2 protein-coding genes are annotated in these 2,243 nt (G+C 67.9%); both read right to left on the reverse strand.

The features are described 5' to 3' along the window. Positions 1-70: 70 nt before the first annotated feature. Positions 71-886, reverse strand: coding sequence for an IS21-like element helper ATPase IstB (gene istB / locus FB455_RS34070; protein WP_145755815.1), 816 nt, complete (start codon positions 884-886; stop codon positions 71-73). After that, the gene (gene istA / locus FB455_RS34075; protein WP_145755816.1) at positions 883-2,172 is read right to left on the reverse strand and encodes an IS21 family transposase; all 1,290 of its coding nucleotides are present in this window, start codon (positions 2,170-2,172) and stop codon (positions 883-885) included. The genes istB and istA overlap by 4 nt, the downstream gene beginning before the upstream one ends. Between the last annotated feature and the right edge of the window lie 71 nt (positions 2,173-2,243).

Genomic DNA, 2,243 nt, shown 5'->3' on the forward strand with positions numbered 1-2,243 from the left:
TGTCAACGGCGGATTAGAACTGACCCCTCCTGGACGGTTTGGGATTGACCCCCCGTCAGGTCAGCTTGGTCTATTTGTCCCGGTTCTTGGCGAGGAGCTCGCGGCGGGCGCGGGTGCGGAACGAGTCGCCGGCGAGGGTGAGTACTTCGGCGTGGTGGACGAGCCGGTCGATCATCGCGGCGGCGACGACTTCGTCGCCGAAGACTTCACCCCAGCGGCCGAACGGCAGGTTCGACGTGACCAGGATCGAGGCTTGTTCGTATCGGGACGCGACCAGCTGGAAGAACAGGTTCGCCGCGTCGGTGTCGAACGGGATGTATCCCACCTCGTCGATGATGATCAGCCGGTAGCGGCGGATCTTCTTCAGTTCGGCTTCGAGGTGCCCGGCGTGGTGGGCTCGGGCGAGTCGGGTGATCCAGTTGGTGGCGGTGTCGAACAGCACGGAGTTGCCGGCCTGGGCGGCCTTGATGCCCAGGCCGATGGCGAGGTGGGTTTTGCCGATCCCGGGCGGTCCCAGGAGCACGACGTTGTCGGCTTTGGGGACGAACGTGGCGGTGGCGAGGTGAGCGAGCACGTCCTTGCGCAGGCTGGGCAGGTGCTCGAGGTTGAAGTCGTCCAGGGTCTTGATGGCCGGGAAGTGCGCGGTCCGCACCCGCATCATGTTCCCTGCCGATTCGCGGTCGGCGACTTGGCGTTCGAGGACGGCGGCGAGGTATTCCTCGTGGGACCAGTTCGCGTCGCGGGCCTGGTCGGCGAGGTCTTCCCAGACCCGGCCGATCGTGGGGGTCTTCAGCACCCGGGCCAGGTAGGCCATCTTCGACGTCAAACCGTCCGGCCTGGCCGCAGTGTTGCGCTGCGCCGCGGTCTTGCTCCGTGTGGTGGTCATGAAATCCCTTCAGCGGTCGTGGATGCAGGTGGGTGCTCGACGGGGCGGGGATCGAAGTCGACGCCGAACAGGTCGTCGTAGTCGGGCAGGGCGCGGATGGCCACGACATGGCCGTCAGCGTGGGTCCTGGTCGTGTCGCGTTCCATCTCGCGTCGGCGTTGCGCCAGCTCGGCGCGCAGCAGCCTGGCAGTGTCCTGGTGGGCCGGGTCGGTGATCGTCTGCCGGGTTCCCCAGAAGCGGGCGTGCTCGGCGACAACCTGACCGGCGCAGGAGGCCACGACCCGGGCCGGGTTGGCGAACACGTCGACGAACCGGCCGATCACGCGTGGGTCCACGCTGTAGTCGTTGCTGTCGACACGCACGTAGTAGTCACGGCCCAGCCGGACCCGATGGGTCAACCCGACCGCCGGCGCCACCGGCGGCAGGCCGACCATGCCGGCCCGGTCGGCGTCCCACCGCTGGGCTGGAGAAGCACCGATCGCACGCAGGTGCCGGACGTTCGCCCGGGTCGTCAGCCAGTCACTGATCTGGACATTGAAATCGAACGGCGACGTGAACGTTCGGCCCGGCAGGAATGATGTCTCGAAGTAGCCGTTGCGCCGCTCCACGAGGCCCTTGGACTCCGGATCCCGCCGCGGAGCCAGCCGGATGCCCACGCCCAACGTCCCCGCGAACGACGTCGCCTCCGCCGTCAACTTCCCGGTCCCGCCGATCGCCGATTCCCGATCCCAGACCAGCGTGCGCGGACACGCACCCCACCCGCCGATGATCTCCCACATCCCGGCCAGGATGTCGCCCGCCTTCCGCGACGGGATCATGACCGCGTCCGTCACACGCGAATGCCCACACGTCATGGCCAGGACCGGTAACACCCGCCGTTGACCGGCCCCGACCGGAATCTCCGGCTCCGGGAACCACAGATCGCACTGCGCGACCTCGCCCGGCGAGTACTCGATCCGGTCCGCCGGGTCCGGCGGCACGAACAACGGCCGCAACTGCCGAACCCTGTCCTTCAACACCGTCAACGACCGCGTCCAGCCGATCCGCTCCGCGATCACCGGAGTCGGCATCGACGGCCACTGCGCCAGCAACGACCGAATCTGCGGCTCGAACGCATCAACGGACGAACCCCGCGGCCCACGCTCACGCCGCGGCGGCTCCACCGCCCGCACCGCCGACCGCACCGTGTTCCGCGACAACCCGAACCGCCGAGCGAGCTCCTTGATCGGCACACCCTCACCCAGGTGCAACCGCCGGATCTCAGCCCACTCCTCCAACTTGATCACCCCTCCAGACTTACGGAAGGGGGTCAATCCCAATCCGCCGACAGAGGGTCAGTCTCAAGCCGTCGTCGACA

The sequence above is a fragment of the Micromonospora sp. CNZ296 genome, from assembly GCF_007827635.1.